The sequence below is a fragment of the Nostoc mirabile CHAB5784 genome (assembly GCF_020829645.1).
Lineage (GTDB): Bacteria > Cyanobacteriota > Cyanobacteriia > Cyanobacteriales > Nostocaceae > Nostoc > Nostoc mirabile.
Map to the genome: position 1 here is coordinate 24,337 of NZ_JAIVFS010000022.1, position 19,799 is coordinate 44,135.

Below are 19,799 nucleotides of genomic sequence, written 5' to 3' on the forward strand. Positions count from 1 at the left end.
CATTTGTGAAAAACCAATGACTAATGACTAATGACTAATGACTAATAACAAATTATTGCCACTTCTCGGCTACTAATTCTGCCAAATCCAAAACTCGTTGGCTGTAACCCCACTCATTGTCATACCACGCCATAACTTTCACGAGGTCATTACCCAAGACCAAAGTCAAGTTCGCATCAACAATCGAAGAAGCATCATGACCTTGATAATCAGACGATACTAGTTCTAGTTCGCTGTAGGCCAAAATACCTTTGAGTGGGCCTTCAGCAGCATCTTTAAGAGCTTGGTTAACTTCTTCAGTAATAGTACGCTTCTCAACCTGAACTACGAAATCTACCATTGAGACGTTCGGGGTAGGTACGCGCAAGGCAACACCATTTAGCTTGCCTCTGAGGTCTGGGATAACCAGCGCCACTGCTTTTGCTGCACCAGTAGAGGTGGGTACAATGTTTATCGCTGCTGCCCTCGCCCGTCGCAAATCCCGGTGAGAAGCGTCTAGCAAGCGTTGGTCACCTGTATAGCTATGGGTAGTGGTCATAGTGCCTTTGATGATGCCAAACTTATCGTTCAACACCTTGGCAATCGGTGCCAAGCAGTTGGTAGTACAGCTAGCGTTACTGATAATGTGGTGTTTGTTGTGGTCATAGTCGTGATGATTCACACCAACCACAAAAGTACCATCCTCGTTTTTACCAGGAGCGGTAATCAGAACTTTCTTGGCTCCAGCATTTACATGCTTGAGCGCTCCTTCTTTGCTAGTAAACACTCCGGTTGCTTCGATAATTAAGTCAATTCCCCAATCTTTCCAGGGCAGCTTTTCTGGGTTGCGATCAGATACGCACTTAATGGTCTTATCGTTAACGATGATAGAGTTATCATCGGCACTAATCTCAGCACCCTTGATCTTCCCTAGCATCGAGTCATACTTCAGCAGATGAGCATTGGTTCTAGGGTCTGATGTGTCATTAATAGCCACAAGGTCAATTTGACTATTCTCTCTACCCACCCAGCATCGTGCAAAGTTACGTCCAATCCGCCCGAAACCGTTGATTGCAACTCTAATCACAGTGTCTTGCCCTCTGTATTTATGCTTATATGTTGATATCGTTGACCCCAATCATATCGCAAAGGGGGGGGGCACTTTTAACCATAAAGTGTTAGATCAACAAAAAAACACATAATTTATTCAGATTTGTTCGAGTAGAGATTGTTGTTAGTGATATATGATCTAACCGATTCCGGGACTAAATAACGAATTGACTGGCGTTCGCCCTTGGCGTTGACGAAGTTATCGCGGCAGAATTTGCGAATTAGACTTGACGAAACTCCTACTAAAGGTATATCTAAGAGTTGCCAGTGAATGGTATGTGACTGCTCTTTAAGTTGTTGCTCCACTTGCTTGCAGATTAATTTGCTTTGAGTTATAGTCTCACCACCTAGCAGTCGGGGTGCTATTAACCAATCACACATTTGTGCTAGTTCGTGTCCACGGTACCAACGGGGTAAAGTTTGGAAAGTATCCAAGCCTACGATCCAGTACCAGTGAGTATTTGGGTAAGAAGCAGATAAGTCTATCAGGGTGTTAATAGCATAGGAAGTCCCAGAGCGATTTGCCTCCACTAGTGAGACAGTAAACGCTGGGTTATCTTCTATGGCTAATTGCAGCATTCCCACACGATGCTCAAACAAAGCTGCTTGTTTATGAGGAGGATTTAGGGATGGCACCCAAATTACCTTTTCAAGGGATACTTGATGCAAAGCTCTCTCGGCTACGAGCAGGTGTCCGCAATGAATTGGATCAAATGTGCCACCAAAAATTGCTAGTTGCTGCATCCAGTTATGCGTGGATTTTATGCAATTGAAAAATAGTTTCATTACCAATGTACTATTGTAGTCAATTCATGCCTAGACTGGATGCAATTTAAAATCAGCTTTACTAACAATGTATGATGTAGCCAATTCCAGTAAGGTAGCCAAAAAGATGTATTTGACATTACAAGAATTTCTTTCCCGATGCGACCAAATTTTTCAGAATAATCTTAAAAACAGTTCAGAAATAGTAAAAACCTCCAACCAAGGTAAAATCATTCTGAACAAGCAAAACCAGAGCAGAAATATCATCTGGGCATCAAACATAAACATGATTAAGGGACAGTTACGGTAAAAATCAAATTCCTGTTATGATACGCGTGTCATTTGTGATTATGGTGTGGTGTGGTGTAAAAGGAGCAAGAAATGACTAATTCTGTAGATTTTAGTGGTAGACCATTTCATTTCATTGGCATTGGTGGTATAGGTATGTCTGCTCTGGCATACGTTCTCGCCAAGCGCCAATTTCCAGTATCAGGTTCGGATCTTCGTGCTAACCACATTACGCACAAGTTGGAATCTATCGGCGCTCATATTTTTGGTAGACAAGAGGCAAGCAATCTCGAATTCTTTCGCCCTCAGGTATTAGCGAATGCAGTAGTATTAAATTCACAAGAAGAATTACCTACTGCTACTAACTCAATACTGCCTCAAGTCATTTGTTCAACAGCAATTAACACGAATAATTTAGAATACAAAGCAGCGCTAAAATTAGGTTGCCCAATTTTACATCGTTCAGATGTACTAGCAGCTTTAATTGCCGATTACCACAGTATTGCAGTTGCAGGAACACACGGCAAAACTACAACCAGTAGCATGATTGGCTATATGCTTCTAGAAGCAGGTCTAGACCCAACGATTTTAGTAGGTGGCGAAGTCAATGCTTGGGAAGGTAATGCTCGATTGGGACAAAGCCAATATTTGGTAGCCGAAGCAGATGAATCTGATGGTTCCTTGGTAAAACACGCTCCAGAGATTGGCATCATCACCAATATTGAACTCGATCATCCAGACCATTACGATACATTAGAAGAAGTCATTGACATCTTCCAGACATTTGCTAAGGGTTGTAAAACATTAATAGGTAGCATTGACTGTGCCACAGTGCGCGATCGCTTGCAACCCACAATCAGCTACAGCTTATACTCAGATACCGACGCTGATTACAGCGTTACTAATATTGATTATCGTGCTGATGGCACCACGGCTCTAGTTTGGGAAAGAGGCAAAGCTTTGGGCGTGTTGAAGTTACGCCTGCTCAGTCGGCACAATCTCAGTAATGCCTTAGCAGCAGTAGCTGTTGGTCGTCTCTTGGGCTTAGAATTTGGAGAAATTGCCAAAGGTATCGCCACCTTTGAGGGAGCAAGACGCCGCTTTGAGTTCCGGGGTGAAGTCGATGGTATTACCTTCATCGATGACTATGCTCATCATCCTAGCGAGATTCGCGCTACTCTTGCCGCAGCACGCTTACAAGCAAGACCAGGACAAAGAGTGGTTGCCATCTTCCAACCCCATCGCTATAGCCGTACACTCACCTTTTTAGAAGAATTTGCCGATTCCTTTACCCATGCTGATTTGGTTGTGCTGACTGATATTTACAGTGCAGGCGAACCCAATTTAGGGCAAATTAGTGGTGAACATCTAGCGGCGGAAATTGCTAAACAGCATTCTCCTGTAGTTTATCAACCAACTTTACCCTCAGTGTGTGAATACTTGCTACAAACACTACGCCCAGGAGACTTGGCGCTGTTTTTGGGGGCTGGGAACTTGAATCAGGTGATTCCTGAAATAATTACGACACTTTGTGAGCCTGCTAAAGCCACATCTTAAGTGGAAACTTTGCGAAGTTTTATTTCTGAGCAAAGCACCCGTCTAGCAACGGTTCCATAGGTTAACTCTATTACCGTATTTTTTACGGTAAATAAATGTAAAAATTTTACCAAAAAAAGTAAAAATGACCATTTCCCAGGCAGCTGGAAACGTCTGCACAGTTTCTGCTTTGAATACAAAGAAACCCCAAACAACTAATTCGGTGGACGGTGAAGTAATTTACTTACCCAATACTGATTGTGCGATTAAGTCCCAGGCTTCTTTGTCAGCATTCACTTCCTATAGAGTTGGGGGAGCAGCTGATTTGTACGTTGCCCCCCAAAACTTAGAAGCACTGCAAGCAAGTCTTAAATACGCAAAAGAACGTAATTTAAACGTGACAACACTAGGAGCAGGTTCTAACTTGCTGGTGAGCGATGAGGGTATATCAGGTTTAGTCATTGCTACTCGTCATCTCCGCTTCAGCAACTTTGACCACCACACAGGTCAATTAACCGTTGCTGCTGGAGAATCAATTCCTAGCTTGGCATTGGCGGCAGCAGAATTAGGATGGCAAGGATTGGAGTGGGCTGTTGGTATCCCTGGAACAGCCGGAGGTGCCGTGGTGATGAATGCAGGGGCACATAATAGCTGTATCGCAGATATGTTAGTTAGTGCCCAGGTACTTTCACCCGATGGCACATTGGAAACTCTTACCCCCGATCAGTTAGGTTATAGTTACCGAACTTCATTATTGCAAGGTGGCGATCGCATAGTCACCCAAGCCACCTTACAACTCGCGCCAGGTGCAGACCCAGCAAAAGTTGTGGCAATTACCAGAGAACACAAAAAGCATCGGTTAAGCACTCAACCATACAACTTTCCCAGTTGTGGGAGTGTTTTCCGCAATCCCAAACCTTACAGCGCTGGCTGGTTAATTGAACAAACTGGTCTGAAAGGCTACCAAATTGGTGGAGCGCAAGTAGCACAACTCCATGCTAATTTCATCGTTAACCGTGGTGGAGCAAAAGCTAGTGATATCTTCTGTCTCATTCGCCACATCCAACATCAAGTACAAGAACGTTGGTCTATTAATTTAGAGCCAGAAGTCAAAATGCTTGGAGAGTTTCAAGGTGCTTGTGGATAAAAAATGGGGAGTGGGGACTTGTACTGAGCGAAGCCGAAGTAGTGGGGAGTGGGGAGTGGGAAAGATGAGGGAGATGAGGAAGATGAGGAAGAAGAATTAATAACCAATGTGCAATGCCCAATGCCCAATGCCCTATTCCCTACTCCCTACTCCCTACTCCCTACTCCCCATTCTGTGACACATTAATTATTGGTAAAATTAGTGGTTAAATATAATTAAAGCTGAAAACCAAGGCTTTAAATATCTGGTTTGTAAACCACGGTCGAGTCAAAACTAGCGAGCCTGTAAAAAGGTCAAACGGGAGTACCCCGGAGGTTAAATTTGCTAAAAATAATGGGTGTCCAATGGCTAAAAGTTTCAACAAGTTGCTTAGTAAAACAAAGATAGGGTGGGCTACACCCAAATTTACGCTTGTGGACTGTTGGAGCCGACTCCCTTGGTTGAAGCAAGAAGCAGACCCATCTATTGGAAACTTTAGTTGAATAACTAGCTTTTAAAAAGTTTAGTCAAGTTTTGTGTAGCAGGCAAATTACTTACCGCATCTATAATTGAATTTGATTTGTTATTCAGCGCACAGGCGTACAAATAATTATGACAGGAAAAGGACAGGGATTTGGCTTTGGCTTAGGAAAAATGAAAGAATTGGCTGACGCTTTTAAGAAAGCGCAGCAAGTTCAAGAAGGCGCAAAGCGACTCCAAGAAGAATTGGAGCAAATGGAGATTCTAGGAGAATCTGGCGGTGGTCTGGTGAAGGTGATTGTCAGTGGGAACCAAGAACCCAAGCGAGTAGAAATTTCTCCAGATGCTCTAGGGGAAGGTGCAGAAGTACTTTCTGATCTGGTGACAGTGGCAATGAAAGAAGCCTACAACAAATCCACAGCAACAATGCGGGAACGTATGGAAGAATTGACTAGTGGGTTGGAGTTACCTGGATTTTAGTCATTGGTCATTAGTAAGCCAGCGCGGTCTTGGGGGTTTCCCCCATGAGTGACTGGCGTTAGCGCAGCGTTAGCGACGAAGGAGCGTCACCCGTAAGGGTCATTGGTCATTAGTCATTGGACAAAAGACAAATGACTATTGACTATTGACAAATAATATCTATGCCTTACAAGTTGCTATTTGTCTGCTTAGGTAACATCTGCCGATCGCCATCGGCAGAAAACATTATGAATCATCTAATTGAGCAGGCTGGCTTGAGCGAACACATACTCTGTGACTCTGCTGGTACATCTAGTTATCACGTTGGTAGCCCACCTGACAGACGCATGAGTGCTGCGGCTGCCACAAAGTTGGGAATTAAACTGCGTGGTCGAGCACGCCAGTTTCAAAAGTCAGACTTTCAAGACTTTGATTTAATTTTAGCGATGGATCAAGAAAATTATGAGAACATCCTCACTCTTGATCAAACTAAGCAGTATCAGCATAAAGTGCATTTGATGTGCGAGTTTTGCTCTCGACACACCCTGAAGGAAGTTCCAGATCCCTATTACGGTGGTCAAGAAGGATTTAATCGGGTTATTGATTTACTGATCGATGCTTGTGAAGGTCTGCTGACAAAAGTTAGGAGTAAGGAGTTTTAATTCCTCACTCCTGTACAGACGCGATTAATCGCGTCTCTCCTCATAACTTTTTTTATTCCACCAAACCATGCTTCATCGCAAAACGCACCAATTCCGCTCGGTTGCTGGTTGAGGTTTTTCTCAATAAACTGCTAACGTACTTTTCCACTGTGCGAGGACTCAGGTGTAGCTGATGACCCATTTCGGCATTAGAAAGACCATGAGTCAATAACTCTAAGACTTCCTGTTCTCTATGAGTTAGGGATGAGTGCAAGTGGGATTTCTGAATTTGAGTGGACAAAGAATTATAAGCATCCACCGCTTTTGTCGAGGCGGAAATGCCCAAACTCTCTTTATGAGAAAACCGATACTCCGATTGAATAATTTGCGATCGCTCCAAAAGATTGCGGATTGCTGCTGCTAACTCTTCCAGTTCAAAAGGCTTGGGTAAGAATAAATCGCACCCTGACTGGTAGCCCAAAATTCTTTCCTGGGTCTTAGTTCGGGCTGTTAATAAAATTACAGGTAATAACCGAAACACTGGTTGTTGACGCACCCGGCGCACTAGTTCGTAGCCATTCATCTGCGGCATCACGATATCCGTGACAATCAAATCTGGATGATGCTCATCCACCATAACCAAAGCCTCTTGACCGTCATTGGCTGTGATCACCGAGTAGCCAGACAGTTCAAGATAGTCACTTACAGACAGGCGAGTTCCCAAATCATCATCCACTACAAGGATCGTCAAGGGCATGGACAATACACCCCTAGCATTTTTTTACTCAGAAATTTGCTTCTACGCGCTTGATCAGTGAACACAGGCAAGAATAATGTTCTTATGTTTCATACTATGACAGGATTACCAGCTAATGATGTCTTTAGGGATGATTTATAAAGAAAATCTTAAATCCTTAGAAAAGGTTAAAGAAGTGTAACTCACCTTTGACTCGCTCTCTTTGGGAGGCATAGAGAGCTTTGTAGTTTGTAACAACTCATCAATCAAAACACAGTAATTACTACCATAGTGTAAATTAATATTAACTTAATAAATAATTTACTAAAAGCTAAGTAGGGATAAATATCTTTTATTTTTTGCCCTTTGTAATTAATTTTTAGCTAATCACTAATGATTATTGGCATCATATCAATACTTTGTGAAACTACACAAAATCAAACTAGGTAAGACTTGGGGCTTAAGCCTCAAGTCTTACCTAGCTCACAGGTAATCGGTATCATATAACTTAAAGTTGCTAGAAAACTCTTAATTGTGAACTGATAAAAGCTAAATTAGTGATATACAGTTCATAATTTATAGCGGTTCTAAGATACAGCCTATAATTAACAAGCCAATCCAAATAATTTTTTAGGTACATTTAAAGCACACAAAATTATCAATGAGCGACAAGAGCGACAAGAGCGACAGTTACAAAGTTATTAGCGACAACCGCCAAGCCCGTTATTTGTATGAAATTCTAGAAACTTACGAAGCTGGAATTGAGTTGACAGGAACCGAGGTTAAGTCGATTCGTGCGGGTAAAGTCAATCTCCAAGATGGCTATGCTTTGCTTCGCAATGGTGAAGCATGGTTGATCAATGTGCATATCTCGCCTTATAACGCTAGTGGACAATATTTTAATCATGAACCACGGCGTACACGCAAGCTGCTGTTGCATCGCAAAGAACTTCGCAAGCTAATTGGCACAGTAGAACAGCAGGGTTTAACTTTAATCCCTTTGAAAATGTATCTCAAACGCGGCTGGGTAAAAGTGAGTATAGCCCTTGGCAAAGGTAAAAAGCTCCACGATAAGCGAGAAGACCTGAAACGACGCCAAGACCAGCGTGACATTCAACGGGCAATGAAAAACTATTGAGCGTCAGTGCCGCTAAACTACCACACAAGAGTGAGAAACCCATTGGTGTAAGAAGTATGTTGTATGTCCACAGCGTGAGTTGTGAAAATTCCTAGTTTATAGCCGCAGATTGATTTTCTTAAAGTTGGGAATCGATAAAGTGGTGAGTAACTTCGGATGGCATAAGGAATTGTCACAACTTATGAAAAGTAATTTCATTACAGCTGTTAGTGCTAGCGTTCTCAGCTTGAGTATAGGAGTTTTACCCTTAACTCTATCCGCACAAGCTCAGACAACAACTGACCCCGGAGCAAATACTACTTCAGGAACGACCACAACAACCACTTCCGACGATCGCAACGGTTTTGATTGGGGTTGGCTAGGATTAATTGGTCTAGCTGGTTTGGCTGGTTTGGGTGGTAAAAAGAGTGAGAACCAATCCAGCGCTTACCGCGACCCTAATGCTCCAGGAACCACTACCTATAGGGACTAGTACCGCAAGGCGGAAGTCAAAAGGGGCCAGTGCGTTGGGGAGCCAGCGCGGTCTTCTCACATTGGGAGCGTCTCGTAGAGAAGGGAGTTTTCCCCATGACCGACAGGCGTCGGTGCCGACTTGTACCCCTACGGGGATCTTGCTACGCTCTTAGCGTTCCCGCTCTTTAGCAACTGGCTCTCAAAAGTCAAAAGTTAAAAGGCTTTAATTTTGCGCTTTCTGACTGTAATGAAATGGTAGGTTTATTTCCGCCGACCTGTTACTAGACGATTCAAAATTTAAAAATTGTCAGTTGTTCAGTAGAAAAACAACTGACAACTTAATTATATTAATTTACTGTTGGTTCTAAGTTAGATGAATTTGTCTGATTTTGAGCTAAAGGTGTCCAATAGCTAGCAATTAAGGCAACTATGAGCCACCACAGGGTATTAACTTCAGGACGATACCAGACAGTATCTACGGTTCCATGAGCTAGCATCCCCAACAAAATAGCGATCGCTCCAATTAACCAAAATCCCTCTACACTTCGGAATTGTCGCAGTCGTCGCATTTGTAGAAATGCCGTATTAAATGTGACAATTATTAGCCAGAGAAAGCAGGCTAAACCAACAAAGCCAGTTTCTACAGTCACTTCAAACAAAATCGAATAGGCACTCAAAGCAGTATAACGAGGGCGTTGGTAGAGAGGATAAACTTTATTAAAAGAGTTGTGACCAGGGCCAATGCCGAAAATCGGGCGATCGCGAATCATCTCGAAAACAGCATCCCACACATTTCGGCGAAAATTATTACTGCTATCCTGACGGTCAGCAAAAATACTGAATACTCGTAGGCGCACTGGCTCTACAAATATCACTGCTAGCACCAATATGCCGATCAAACCTCCTAAGACAATCGGTAGCGACCAAGTTTGCCAAAAACGAGACATTTCTACGCTTTTCCAATAAACTAGCAATGCCATCACAGCCAAAATTGCCACCACTAATCCAATCCAACCCCCACGACTAAAAGTGAGGATCAGGCAGGCAGTATTGACAATTAACATCGTTAATGCTAATACTTTTTTGATCCAGCCTTGCCATGCAAAAATTGCCACTAAGCTAAAAATTACTGCTGGTAAGAGGTATCCAGCCAATAAGTTGGGATTGCCTAAATAACTGTAGACTCTGGTAGTTTTAGACAGAGGGGATTCTGGATCAACCCAAGTTGCTAGTGCTGTGGCTCCAAAAAACCATTGTCGCAACCCATATACACTGACAATTAACGATACGTGCAGGTAAAGGATGATAATCCAAGATCGGAGGCGAGGCGACCTCAGTATCCTGGCACAAAGGGCAAATAGCAGCAAATACAAGGTTAACGTTCCCAAGTCGTTAAGTGCCGCCTTTTTCACCGGTGACAATGCCGTTGCGACTGCGGCAATTACCCAGTAGAGCAATACCAGCAGGTGAATGGGAGTGACTGAGGAGACATTTGCTGGTGTTACTTCATCAGATAAAGTCAACAACAGCCAAAACGCTACACAAGCCACCAGCAACAAGCCCACCAATGTACTCGAAGCAAAAGGTGCAAGCGCATATAATAAACAGAGTAAAGCAGCTGCTGTCGCATCTCCCCACTGAATCAAGACGCTGGTTTGCCGCCAAGAACTTAACAGTCCCACCAGAGAACTATGTACGTAACTGGTAGCAAGGTATTCTTTGAGCGGTAAAGATGATAAAGTAAATCGTTGCCAGACTAAATTCATAAAAAACATTGCAATCAATTAGCCTGCCGACGCAGAACTTGGAATTGATCATAATGCCTATGGCTATAAAAAGGTAATAACGTAAATTGCAGTTTAGTGATAATGCTCTGACTCATAACGATCAGGCACCACCTGTAATCTAAAGCACTTCAGCTAATACTAAGTGAAGATAGCCGTAGATTAACCCTTCACCTAGTTAGTACATAAGAAAGCATTAATTTGTATTTCCCTATTATCTGTAACCTGTATGTTCCCTACTAGCTGTAATCAAACATCGCTAATTGCTTGCGAAGGAGTTGCTAATTGCAGTGGCAAAGAAAGCACATAACGATATCCTGATTCTGGTGAACCTTGAATCAAAATTTGTCCACTATGCAATTCTGCCAGTTGACAACTTAGCAACAGACCCAAACTTTCACGAGAGATATTTCCATGTGATTTAGCTAAATTTATACCTGAACTAGCAGCAAAGAAATTTGAGTGATTCCCACTCAAGTTTTTTGAATTGTCCACTGCTACTGAGGAAATATCTCTTTGCTCCTGGCTTTGTGCATGAGTATTGTAACTTGCTATTTCACCTGTTAGCTCCAGCAGCGACAAAGAATTGAGACGGAAGTAGGGATCAACTTCAGTAATACCGTCCCCTAGCCAAGGATGGGAAACCCAAATAGTAATGTTGAGCGTATCTTCCTTGTAAGAAACATGAATACGAACAATGCTACCTGTAGCCGAAAGTTGAATCACACTGAAAACCAGGTGATAGAGGATTTGCCGCACCTTGTCTTTATCTAAAGGCCAAATGCGATTGCGTCCTGGTTCTATAGAGAGGCGAATATCTTGTTCACGGCGATTAGCTGCTTCTTCAAGGGTATTGATAGCTTGTTGACACAGCATTTCGATATCCACAGGAGCTATATTTAGCACAGTTGAATTTTCATCCATAGCTCCTAGTTCGGTAATTTCGTTTACTAAGGAAAGTAAGTACCGACCACTGTGTTGGATAATTTCCAAATATTCTCTCTGCTTAGTCGTCAAAGGCCCATAAATCTCACGTCCTAAAACACTAGCCATACCGAGTACAGATGTTAAGGGCGTGCGTAACTCCTGAGTTAGCTGATCCAAAAGTTCCAGTTTCAGTTGCTTGGTAGAAACAGAGCCGCTATCTTTAATGGCTGGGGTGATTTTAATCTCAGTATTACGTTCGTCATTGAGTGAAAATATTGGAGCGATCGCAGGAGTGCTTGATTCGAGTCTCCGTTGCAGGAGTCGGTTACGTTCAAATTCACTCATGCTCCAACGAGCTATTATTTGTAAAAACTCAATGTCTCGGTTTGTAAAATTGCGCGGTACTAAATCCATCACCGCCAATGCACCCAAACAATGTCCCTCAGCATCAATCAGTGGCGCTCCTAAGTAAGCACGAATCCCATAATCCTGCACCAACTTGCTGTTAACAAGTACTGGGTCTGTAAGGTTATGTGTATCATTAATTACAAATACTTGAAAAGTCTCTACTACTTGAGTGCAAAAGGATTCCCGGCGTGACAGTTGGCGGCTTTGTGCCAAATGATTCATTAGTCCCAGCCTAGATAAGCCCACCGCCGACTTGAACCAGTGGCGTTCTTGATCCACAAATCCCAATATGGAAATTGGTGCTTCCAAAAAGTGGGCAGCAGTTTGTGTAGCCTCTTCAAAAACTGGAATCGTCTCTGGTTGCCGCAAACCTAAATCTGACAAAGCTTTGAGGCGTTGTTGTTCTCTTGATTCATGAGAGTCCCAACCATCCTTTAGGGCAAATAATTTATTTTCAGGCTCCATCATTGCCACTGCTACCTTAATAATTTCTCGATACTGTAATTGATATAATCCCTATTTCTGGGTTATCAATTGCTATTTTAAGCATTCCCTAATTTTGCCTCTGACAAACAAATTTGGGGCAAAAATTTTTTATCGCTTACATTAAGTCGGCCACGCGGTATCCACAAGTTACTATTTACTGCTGCTGAATCTTCTTTAGTTAGCGCTGGTGTAGCCTTTATTGCTTGGGATTTTACAGGCAGACTGCGTTAGATTTGGATTCAGCCAGGGTAAGCTAATGCTAAGGATACAATACAAAAGGGCTGTAATTATTTATGTACAGAAGCAAAAATTCTTACTTCCATATTCAAAGTAAATTTACTTACAATAAGTATTACAATGTAATTATTGTAATGTAATTATTACTTAGAACAGCTAGCATTAATGACTGACAATCCTAGATAGTTTATATAAGTCTCGATCCAATAGATTAAACTTATTACAATTTCATGCTGAAAATTGTACAGGCTTTTTTATTTTTCCCATCCGAGGAAATATTTTTTTGAGGACAATTGGTAATGAATAAAATGACCATTAGAGTTCCTTTTGTAGACCTTAAGTTACAACATGAACCAATTCAAATGCAATTGCAACATGCAATCCAATCTGTATTGGAACAGGGAGATTTTATTTTAGGGCAAGCAGTCTCAGATTTTGAAGCAGCATTTGCGGCAGCGTCTGGGGCAACTTATGGAGTTGGTGTTGCATCAGGAACAGATGCGATCGCTCTCGGTTTGCAAGCGTGTAATATTGGGGCTGGTGATGAAGTGATTTTACCAGCAAACACTTTTATAGCAACCTTGATTGGGGTAGAACGGGCTGGCGCGAAGCCAATTCTGGTAGATTGCGATCGCCAAACAGCTTTAATTGACTTAAGAAAAGCAGCAAATGCAATTACGCCTCATACCAAAGCAATTATTCCTGTGCATCTCTATGGTCAAATGGTATCACCACATGAACTATTGAATTTTGCCGATACATACAAACTACTAATTTTTGAAGATGCCGCACAAGCACACCTCGCCGAAAGAGACGGATATCACGCTGGTTCAGTCGGAATAGCAGCAGCTTTTAGTTTCTATCCCAGCAAAAATTTGGGAGCATTTGGGGATGGAGGAATGCTGCTGACACAAGATTCAGATGTAGCCCAGAAGATGATGCGCTTGCGAAATTATGGTGCATCGCAAAAGTATTTTCATACTGAACCAGGTACAAATAGCCGTTTGGATACTTTACAAGCAGCAGTCTTACACCAAAAACTACCATATTTGTCACAGTGGAATCGCGATCGCTTGACTATTGCCCAGCAGTATGATAATGAACTAGCACCCTTGGCAACTGCTGGTATTATTCCTATGGAAAACCAAAGTGATACAGGTCATGTGTATCATCTTTACGTCATTAGAGTTGATGATTCTTGCCCCATAGAACGCCAGCAACTCCAGGAAAAACTTACAGCAGTAGGAATTCAAACTGGCATTCACTACCCAATTCCTTGTCATCTCCAGCCGGCATTCACCAACTTAGGCTATCAGCCTGGAGATTTTCCCCAAGCAGAAAAACTCTCAAAAGAAATATTATCATTACCGATGTATCCTGGTTTGAGTAGTAGCCAAGTTAAAGAAGTTGTAGCAGCGATCGCTCATGCAGTCTCAACTTCTAAAACAGATAAACTCAAAGAGGGAGTGGGTAGTAGGGAGTGGGGAGTAGGGTAATACGGGAATGAGGAATATTCTGACTTAATACAGAGCAACTGAATTTATTCATGGGGTTCCCCATTCCCCATTCCCCACTCCCCACTCCCCTTAAATACTGAGAGTTTTTGAATTACTGAAAATCATGGCACTCCAGCAACAGGTTAAAAACAGAAACGCATCAGACTTATTAAATCTAGCTATTTTAGGCGTTTTGCTGCTGCTTTATGCACCTATATTGCTTCACTGGTTAGATGGTTGGCTGAACAAAAATATCAGTACAGAACACGAATATTTCAGCCACGGGATTATTGGCTTACCATTTGCGGCTTATCTGGGCTGGATGAACCGGAAAAAGTGGAAACGTTTACCAGATACCATCCATCCTTTGGGCCCTGTTTTGTTGTTATTCGGGACAGTGTTTTATCTTAGCGGTGTTACAGAGTGGGTTAACCTTTCCTTGCCCGTTATACTAGCAGGATTATGCTTGTGGTTTAAGGGAATAGCAGGTTTGCGATCGCAAGGATTCCCCCTGCTACTAGTATTTTTGGCAACCCCAACGGCAGTACCCTATCTCATTGCTCCCTATACACTACCTCTTCAAAGCTTCATCGCTGGCACAGCAGGCTTTATACTGAATCAATTTGGTATGGACGTAACCGTAGATGAAATCAATCTCTACGTGGGAGGACGGATTGTAGAAGTTGCCCCCTATTGTGCAGGGCTGAAAATGTTGTTTACTACTCTCTACGTCGGCTTGATGCTGCTTTTTTGGACAGACGCTTTGTCTTCACGCCGTACAGTTATATCGTTTTTATCTTTTGCTGTGATCATTAGTATTTGTGCCAATATCATTCGTAATACATTACTGACTTTCTTTCACGGCACAGGTCAAGAAGCGGCTTTTAAATGGCTGCATGAGGGTTGGGGTGGTGATCTCTATTCAGCTTGTATGCTGGTGTCATTAGTGCCCTTACTGAATTGGATTAATAGCTATTTTTCAGCATCAGAAACTCAGCAAGAAGGGGAAAGTCATTAGTCATTAGTCATTTGTCATTAGTCATTAGTCATTCTTGCTTCCCCTGCTTTTTCTGTACTGATAAATATTACTGAACTCATGGTGTGATTTTATGAAGTAAAATTTTGCCTAAGTATTATAAATTTTACTGATGATTTCTTTCTCCAAGTTTTTTAAGGAAAACCAATTGAGTCAGGTGGCAGCACTTTTGTTATTGCTACTCTTGTTGGCAATAGGCGGGGTTCCCGGATACCTGACAGGACACTGGCAATGGAAACAGCCGCCACCTGTTACCACCCTCAAGGAGTTAAGACAGATCCGCAAGACTGGGTTAGCCCTTCCTGGTTGGCAAACTATTGAACAAGCAGAACAGCAAATTGGCGAACATAAATGGTCTTTGCAGGTAATTAAAAAAGAAGGTTCCGAATCCCAGGCAATCCTGCTTTTGCTGCCGCAAAATGGGCCTATGGATCAACCAGAAGTAGAGTGGACAGACGTTAACGGCTGGGGAAAGTCACGCTGGGGAAAGTGGGATATAGCTCAATATCGTTCTGCTGAATTTACTGTGAAACCGCCTGCAAAGTTGACATCTAAGGTTGAAACTAAAATAGAAGCTAGGTTCTTTCGCGCCGCCACACCACAGCAAACCTTCGCTGTCTTGCAATGGTACGCTATGCCAGACGGCGGAAATCCATCACCTTTCCACTGGTTCTTGGCGGATCAATTGGCCCAGTGGCGTAAGCAACGCACTCCTTGGGTAGGGGTGAGTATTCTGATTCCAATGGAACCTTTGGGGCAGGTAGAAACATCTTGGCCTTTAGCACAGTCTATTGGAGAAACAGTACAAGCTAAATTGATGGCAGACTCTTTATAGAGTCTGTTACAGATGCATTTGTGCAGAGATTCTTCAGTTGTATCTCTATAATCGCGTTCAGGTTAAAAATATGATGTTATAAATTAAAATTGGCAAAATTTTTCTACTTTTTGTTGGTAAAATACTTGCAGATAAAAGATACATTTAGGACATTTTTAGAGTATAATCACCACTCGGCGCGACTAATTTTTATCTCAGTTTTCCTGCACCGATGTTCATAGATACAAGTTCTTATATGCGTGCATTCAGCGCCCTGTGTTTTGTCAGTCTTCAAATAGGAGTTTTCTTAACAACACCTATCCAGCTTGTTGTTGCCCAGCCTTTTCCACATAAAGGACAATCACCAAGGCAACCCCCTGCGCCTGTGCCAGGTACTGAGGTTGTACCTCTAGGTGCAAATGAGGAAATTTCTCCCCAACTCAGCCGCTATCTCTTGGGGCCAGGAGATGCAATTGGTGTTGTGCTTCAGCGTCCTCCTGGGCCGTACCGCTTAGGAATAGGAGATGGAATTAGCGTTTCGGTGCAACGCTTTCCAGATTTGAGCTTTCAAGCTTTAATCAACCCAGAAGGTAACATTGTGGTGCCGCTACTGGGAAAAGTTTCCTTACAAGGTTTGACTTTGGAAGAAGCTCAAGAAAAAATTCGCTTGGGTTTAAATCGTTATGTAGTTGATCCAGTAATAGTTTTAGCCTTAGCAACGCAGCGTCAAGACTTAAGTTTTCAAGCTGTAATTAGTCCAGAAGGCAACATCGTAGTGCCACAAGTGGGAACGGTGTCATTACAAGGCTTAACTTTGGAAGAAGCTCAAGAAAAAATTCGCTTGGGTTTAAGCAGCATTTTCCCAGATCCAATCGTAGTAGTATCGTTGGCAGGGACGCGACCAGTTCAAGTTACCGTTAGCGGGGAAATTTTTCGACCAGGAATTTACCCGATTAATTCACCAACACCCCGTGTTGCTGATGCCTTGCTAATATCTGGTGGTTCAACTTTAAATGCAGACCTGCGACAAGTGCAAGTACGCCGGAAGTTAATCGATGGTTCTGTGATTTCACAAACTATTGATTTATATGCAACACTGCAAAATGGTGGTTCAATCCCTAATTTACGCTTACAAGACGGAGATGCGATACTCGTCCCCCGTCGTGAAGTTGGTAATAATGACGGTTATGACCGCAATTTGGTAGCACGTTCATCCTTGTCCACACCACAGATTAGAGTCCGGGTTTTAAACTACGCTGCCGGAGGTCTTGCCATTCAAGCACTACCTAACGGGAGTACATTTGTAGATGCTTTGGGAGGAGTAAATCTCGACACTGCTAATCTCCGAGATATCGCTCTGGTTCGCTTTGATCCTGAACGAGGTCAAGCTGTTACCCAGAAACTTGATGCTAAAAAAGCTCTAGGTGGCGATGCATCTCAAAATGTGGCCCTTCAAGATAATGATGTTCTTGTTGTTGGTCGGAACCTCATCGGTAGAATTACTAATTTCTTGACTACCATTACCCAACCCTTCTTCAATGTCCAGTCCTTTCTCCGATTTTTTGACGACTTCGGTGGTAGGTGAAATTAGTGACTCTCACCTCTTCACCGATTGTTACCAGATGTGAGAGAGGGGGAGATGAGGGTGACAAATATAAAGCTGATAACTGATAACTGATAACTGATAACTGATAACTGATTCTATCTGCCCCTGCCATGACTCCACCAATTGTTAAACGCTATCTTATTGCTTTTGAAAAATATAAGTGGATTGGACTAGCTAGTTTTGGTTTAGTTGTAGTGGGGTCAACGGTAGTGGCTATGCAGCCAGAGCCACCTACTAACTACATAGCATCTGCGGCACTTACCTATGCTGGCCCACCAGTTTCTTTCTCAGCCACTGGTAGTCAAATCCAACAGCAAGGAAAGGAACTAAATGAGGATGTTTTATTATCAAACCAGATAATTGCGACTGTGGCAGAGAAAGTAAATATCAAACCGAAACAACTCGGTTCAAGTATTGTCCTTTCTTTACCTAAAAAAAATCCCAGGACTGGAGATTTAGAAACGAGTACTTTTGAACTTAAATATGTAGATACAGACCCCAAACGAGCCATAGAGGTTTTGACGGCATTGATGCAATCAATGATTAAGTTGAGCAGTGACATTAATACTGGGCGATTACAAGCAATTATTCAAAAGATTAACGAGCGCTTACCACAAGCTAAACGGGAATTGCAAATTGCCGAAAAGAAGCTGGAACAGTACGATCGCATAGAGCGAACGGCAATATTAGCAGCGGAGAATGGCAGCTTGTTAAGCGCTATTACTGCCAGCCAAAATCTACAACGGCAAATGCAATTGACTATTTCTGGGGTTGATGGTCAAGTTCGCAGTTTACAAAATAAGTTAGGCTTAACAGTCGGGCAGGCTTATATTTCTTCTGCTTTGAGTGCCGATCCAATTATTGGTAACTTGCGATCGCAAATTTATCAAAGTGAGTCGCAAATCGCCTTACTCAGAAAAGATTTGCGACCGGAACACCCAACGATGGTTCAGTTGCAGCGTCAGAAAGAATCTGCTGAGGAATTGCTGCAACAACGGGCTGCGGAGGTATTAGGTGGCGATGGAACGGCGGCTCCGCTTCAGGGTAGCGTTGCCGGGATTCGCGCCCAAAGTAGCTTAGATCCAGCCCGCCAGCAGTTGGCAAACCAAATGGTGTCTTTGCAAACTCAACGGGAGACGCTGGAACAACAACTAACTCAAGAGATCCAACAAGAAGCGCGACTACGGCGAGAGTATTCTCTGATACCCAATAAGCAATTAGAGCGATCGCGTTTAGAACAAGAGGTTGGACTTAAAAAAGCCATCTATGACCAAATGCAGGTGAAGCTAACCGATGCTAAAACCGCAGAGGCAGAAACTACCAGCAGCCTCAGCGTTGCCAGACGCCCCACAGCGGCTGCGGACCTCAAACCCCCCAAGAGTGTACCTATTACCCTCGCTGTGGGTGGTTTCTTAGGTGTCTTGATTGGTGGCGGAGTGGTATTTTTGTTGGGAGCGCTGGAAGGTACTTTCAAAACCAGGGAGGATATCCGCGAGAGCCTCAAGCAACGGGAAGTGGCACTGTTGGGAGAATTGCCTTTAATGCCAGTTGATGATTTGCCTCAAGAAGCAGTGCCAGTGGTACTTTCTGCGGATTCTCCTTATTTAGAATTTTATGAGAAATTCCGTAGTAATCTGCGCCGGGTTGGTGGTAAAGCCTTAAAGGTGGTGTTGATTACTAGCACCAGTAGCCTAGAGGGTAAAACGGCAAGTGCTTATAACTTGGGTATAGCTTCAGCCCGTGCTGGTAAAAGAACTTTGATTATCGAAACAGATTTGCGATCGCCTTCTCGTTGTACATCCCTGAATGTAATTCCTGACCCCGACGCCACTATTGAACCCTTGCGTTATTACGCTAACTTAAGTGAATGTATTCGTTTAGTTCCTGATGTAGAAAATTTATACATCCTACCCAGCCCTGGCCCTGTGCGGCAATCAGCTGCTATTCTTGAATCTAGCGAAATGCGACGGCTGATGGAGGATGTCCGCGAACGTTTTGATTTAGTTATTTTAGATACTAGCCCACTCAGCATATCCAATGACCCTTTGTTAATTCAACCCTACAGCGATGGCATGGTACTTGTGGCGCGACCACACTATACACAAGAGAACATGTTAGGTGAAGCTATTGATCAATTAGTTGAATCGGAACTGGGATTATTGGGAGCAATTATCAATGGCGCTGACATCATTGTTTCTCTACCTGAACAAGTTGTAGAATCATCAACATTTATATCTAGGGCAGAAGAATCAGAAGAACTTTCAGCAGGTGCCAGCAAAAACTAATAGTTTCCC

The 19,799-nt window shown here is 42.9% G+C and carries 17 protein-coding genes; 12 read left to right on the plus strand and 5 right to left on the minus strand.

Annotated features, from left to right (window positions below):
• Nucleotides 1-52: 52 nt before the first annotated feature.
• Nucleotides 53-1,066 (minus strand): type I glyceraldehyde-3-phosphate dehydrogenase, encoded by a 1,014-nt coding sequence (locus LC653_RS16150; protein ID WP_229495430.1) that lies wholly within the window; start codon nt 1,064-1,066, stop codon nt 53-55.
• 116 nt (nt 1,067-1,182) lie between these two features.
• Nucleotides 1,183-1,833 carry a nicotinate (nicotinamide) nucleotide adenylyltransferase gene (gene nadD / locus LC653_RS16155; RefSeq protein WP_229495431.1) on the minus strand — a complete coding sequence of 217 codons (651 nt, stop codon included), beginning with the start codon at nt 1,831-1,833 and terminating at the stop codon, nt 1,183-1,185.
• 402 nt (nt 1,834-2,235) lie between these two features.
• Here nadD and murC point away from each other — a divergent pair, with 402 nt between their 5' ends.
• From murC to LC653_RS16180, 5 genes are all read left to right on the plus strand, one after another.
• Complete coding sequence (murC, locus tag LC653_RS16160; RefSeq protein ID WP_229495432.1) at nt 2,236-3,699, plus strand: UDP-N-acetylmuramate--L-alanine ligase; 1,464 nt, start codon at nt 2,236-2,238, stop codon at nt 3,697-3,699.
• A 124-nt stretch (nt 3,700-3,823) separates the two neighbouring features.
• On the plus strand, nt 3,824-4,825 hold the full coding sequence (gene murB / locus LC653_RS16165; RefSeq protein ID WP_229495433.1) for a UDP-N-acetylmuramate dehydrogenase: 1,002 nt from the start codon (nt 3,824-3,826) through the stop codon (nt 4,823-4,825).
• 48 nt (nt 4,826-4,873) lie between these two features.
• A complete protein-coding gene (locus tag LC653_RS16170; protein WP_229495434.1) occupies nt 4,874-5,011 on the plus strand; it encodes a histidine kinase in 138 nt (45 codons plus the stop codon).
• A 405-nt stretch (nt 5,012-5,416) separates the two neighbouring features.
• The gene (locus tag LC653_RS16175) at nt 5,417-5,764 is read left to right on the plus strand and encodes a YbaB/EbfC family nucleoid-associated protein (RefSeq protein WP_100900466.1); all 348 of its coding nucleotides are present in this window, start codon (nt 5,417-5,419) and stop codon (nt 5,762-5,764) included.
• Nucleotides 5,765-5,925: 161 nt separating this feature from the next.
• Nucleotides 5,926-6,405: a low molecular weight protein-tyrosine-phosphatase gene (locus tag LC653_RS16180; protein WP_229495435.1), complete on the plus strand. Its 480-nt coding sequence runs from the start codon at nt 5,926-5,928 to the stop codon at nt 6,403-6,405.
• 52 nt (nt 6,406-6,457) lie between these two features.
• On the opposite strand, the gene LC653_RS16185 is transcribed toward LC653_RS16180, so the two are convergent.
• Entirely contained in the window at nt 6,458-7,141 is a 684-nt protein-coding gene (locus LC653_RS16185; RefSeq protein ID WP_229495436.1) for a response regulator transcription factor, read from the minus strand.
• Between the two features lie 640 nt (nt 7,142-7,781).
• Here LC653_RS16185 and smpB point away from each other — a divergent pair.
• Both smpB and LC653_RS16195 read left to right on the plus strand, forming a co-directional pair.
• Nucleotides 7,782-8,258: an SsrA-binding protein SmpB gene (gene smpB / locus LC653_RS16190; protein WP_118164003.1), complete on the plus strand. Its 477-nt coding sequence runs from the start codon at nt 7,782-7,784 to the stop codon at nt 8,256-8,258.
• Nucleotides 8,259-8,439: 181 nt separating this feature from the next.
• Nucleotides 8,440-8,730, plus strand: a complete 291-nt coding sequence (locus LC653_RS16195) for a WGxxGxxG family protein (protein ID WP_229495437.1) — start codon at nt 8,440-8,442, stop codon at nt 8,728-8,730.
• Between the two features lie 328 nt (nt 8,731-9,058).
• On the opposite strand, the gene LC653_RS16200 is transcribed toward LC653_RS16195, so the two are convergent.
• Nucleotides 9,059-10,477 carry an IctB family putative bicarbonate transporter gene (locus LC653_RS16200; RefSeq protein ID WP_229495438.1) on the minus strand — a complete coding sequence of 473 codons (1,419 nt, stop codon included), beginning with the start codon at nt 10,475-10,477 and terminating at the stop codon, nt 9,059-9,061.
• A gap of 267 nt (nt 10,478-10,744) precedes the next feature.
• A complete protein-coding gene (locus LC653_RS16205) occupies nt 10,745-12,298 on the minus strand; it encodes a GAF domain-containing sensor histidine kinase (protein ID WP_229495439.1) in 1,554 nt (517 codons plus the stop codon).
• Between the two features lie 554 nt (nt 12,299-12,852).
• On the opposite strand from LC653_RS16205, the gene LC653_RS16210 reads away from it, so the two are divergent.
• The 5 genes from LC653_RS16210 to LC653_RS16230 all read left to right on the plus strand — a co-directional run bounded on the left by LC653_RS16210 (nt 12,853) and on the right by LC653_RS16230 (nt 19,790).
• Complete coding sequence (locus tag LC653_RS16210; protein WP_229495440.1) at nt 12,853-14,049, plus strand: DegT/DnrJ/EryC1/StrS family aminotransferase; 1,197 nt, start codon at nt 12,853-12,855, stop codon at nt 14,047-14,049.
• Nucleotides 14,050-14,173: 124 nt separating this feature from the next.
• Nucleotides 14,174-15,067, plus strand: coding sequence for a cyanoexosortase B (gene crtB, locus LC653_RS16215; RefSeq protein ID WP_229495441.1), 894 nt, complete (start codon nt 14,174-14,176; stop codon nt 15,065-15,067).
• 130 nt (nt 15,068-15,197) lie between these two features.
• Nucleotides 15,198-15,920: a cyanoexosortase B system-associated protein gene (locus tag LC653_RS16220; protein ID WP_229495442.1), complete on the plus strand. Its 723-nt coding sequence runs from the start codon at nt 15,198-15,200 to the stop codon at nt 15,918-15,920.
• Between the two features lie 211 nt (nt 15,921-16,131).
• Nucleotides 16,132-17,484, plus strand: coding sequence for a polysaccharide biosynthesis/export family protein (locus LC653_RS16225; protein WP_229495443.1), 1,353 nt, complete (start codon nt 16,132-16,134; stop codon nt 17,482-17,484).
• Nucleotides 17,485-17,615: 131 nt separating this feature from the next.
• The gene (locus LC653_RS16230; RefSeq protein ID WP_229495444.1) at nt 17,616-19,790 is read left to right on the plus strand and encodes a GumC family protein; all 2,175 of its coding nucleotides are present in this window, start codon (nt 17,616-17,618) and stop codon (nt 19,788-19,790) included.
• The last annotated feature ends 9 nt before the right edge of the window (nt 19,791-19,799 follow it).

Coding starts and splice junctions, on each gene's coding strand:
- nadD (WP_229495431.1), bottom strand. CDS start 1,833: ATGCAGCAACTAGCAATTTTTGGTGGCACATTTGATCCAATTCATTGC.
- murC (WP_229495432.1), top strand. CDS start 2,236: ATGACTAATTCTGTAGATTTTAGTGGTAGACCATTTCATTTCATTGGC.
- murB (WP_229495433.1), top strand. CDS start 3,824: ATGACCATTTCCCAGGCAGCTGGAAACGTCTGCACAGTTTCTGCTTTG.
- LC653_RS16175 (WP_100900466.1), top strand. CDS start 5,417: ATGACAGGAAAAGGACAGGGATTTGGCTTTGGCTTAGGAAAAATGAAA.
- LC653_RS16180 (WP_229495435.1), top strand. CDS start 5,926: ATGCCTTACAAGTTGCTATTTGTCTGCTTAGGTAACATCTGCCGATCG.
- LC653_RS16185 (WP_229495436.1), bottom strand. CDS start 7,141: ATGCCCTTGACGATCCTTGTAGTGGATGATGATTTGGGAACTCGCCTG.
- smpB (WP_118164003.1), top strand. CDS start 7,782: ATGAGCGACAAGAGCGACAAGAGCGACAGTTACAAAGTTATTAGCGAC.
- LC653_RS16195 (WP_229495437.1), top strand. CDS start 8,440: ATGAAAAGTAATTTCATTACAGCTGTTAGTGCTAGCGTTCTCAGCTTG.
- LC653_RS16200 (WP_229495438.1), bottom strand. CDS start 10,477: ATGAATTTAGTCTGGCAACGATTTACTTTATCATCTTTACCGCTCAAA.
- LC653_RS16205 (WP_229495439.1), bottom strand. CDS start 12,298: ATGATGGAGCCTGAAAATAAATTATTTGCCCTAAAGGATGGTTGGGAC.
- LC653_RS16210 (WP_229495440.1), top strand. CDS start 12,853: ATGAATAAAATGACCATTAGAGTTCCTTTTGTAGACCTTAAGTTACAA.
- crtB (WP_229495441.1), top strand. CDS start 14,174: ATGGCACTCCAGCAACAGGTTAAAAACAGAAACGCATCAGACTTATTA.
- LC653_RS16220 (WP_229495442.1), top strand. CDS start 15,198: ATGATTTCTTTCTCCAAGTTTTTTAAGGAAAACCAATTGAGTCAGGTG.
- LC653_RS16225 (WP_229495443.1), top strand. CDS start 16,132: ATGTTCATAGATACAAGTTCTTATATGCGTGCATTCAGCGCCCTGTGT.
- LC653_RS16230 (WP_229495444.1), top strand. CDS start 17,616: ATGACTCCACCAATTGTTAAACGCTATCTTATTGCTTTTGAAAAATAT.